The following is a 1,077-nucleotide window of genomic DNA, read 5'->3' on the forward strand; positions in this document are numbered from 1 at the left end:
CGGATCTCGTACACCTTAGGTCTTGAGGGTCCGGCGGTGACGGTCGACACCGCGTGTTCGTCGTCGTTGGTGGCTGTTCATCTGGCGGTGCAGTCGTTGCGCAGCGGCGAGAGCACGCTGGCTCTGGCCGGCGGCGCGACGATCATGGCCGACCCTGGCCTGTTCGTCGAGTTCAGTCGGCAGCGGGGTTTGTCGGTTGATGGTCGGTGTCGTTCTTTTGCGGCGTCGGCGGATGGTACGGGTTTTGCTGAGGGTGCTGGTGTGGTGGTGTTGGAGCGGTTGTCGGATGCGCGGCGGTTGGGGCATCGGGTGTTGGCGGTGGTGCGGGGTTCGGCGGTTAATCAGGATGGTGCGAGTAATGGTTTGACGGCGCCGAATGGTCCGTCGCAGGAGCGAGTTATCAGGCAGGCGTTGGTGAATGCGCGGTTGGATGCGGTGGATGTGGATGTGGTGGAGGGGCATGGGACGGGGACGCGGTTGGGTGATCCGATTGAGGCGCAGGCGGTGGCTGCGGTGTATGGGGTGGGGCGGTCGGTGGATGCGCCGGTGTTGTTGGGTTCGGTGAAGTCGAATGTGGGTCATACGCAGGCTGCTGCGGGTGTGGCGGGTTTGGTGAAGGTGGTGTTGGCGTTGGGGCGGGGGGTGGTTCCGGGTTCGTTGCATGTGGATGCGCCGTCGCCGTTCGTGCGGTGGGATGAGGTGCCGGTGCGGTTGGTGACCGGCGCTGAGCGGTGGCCGCGGGTGTCGGGGGTGCGTCGGGCGGCGGTGTCGTCGTTCGGGGTGAGTGGGACGAATGCGCATGTGATCGTGGAGCAGGCACCCGAGCCCGAGCCAGAGCCCGAGTACGGGTCCGAGCGCGGTTCCGGGTCGGGGTTGGTGGCGTGGCCGGTGTCGGGCCGGTCGGTGGCGGGGTTGCGTGCGCAGTTGGAGGTGTTGCGGGGCTGGGTGCGTGATCGTGAGGTGCGTCCGGCTGATGTCGGGTTGAGTCTGTCGCGGCATCGTGGTGTCCATGCGCATCGGGTGGTGCTGCTGGGAGAGACGCTGGACGACTTCACCACCCAGCTCGACACCGCGATC

General features: G+C 66.7%; 1 protein-coding gene. It reads left to right on the plus strand.

Annotated elements, in window-relative coordinates; translation table 11 throughout:
- Window positions 1–1,077 (plus strand): beta-ketoacyl synthase N-terminal-like domain-containing protein (locus ACLQ2V_RS28080; protein WP_425721716.1); only part of this gene is annotated, 1,077 nt, incomplete at both ends.

Origin of the sequence: Micromonospora sp. DT233 (assembly GCF_049841815.1) — a bacterium.
Classification (GTDB): Bacteria; Actinomycetota; Actinomycetes; order Mycobacteriales; family Micromonosporaceae; genus Micromonospora.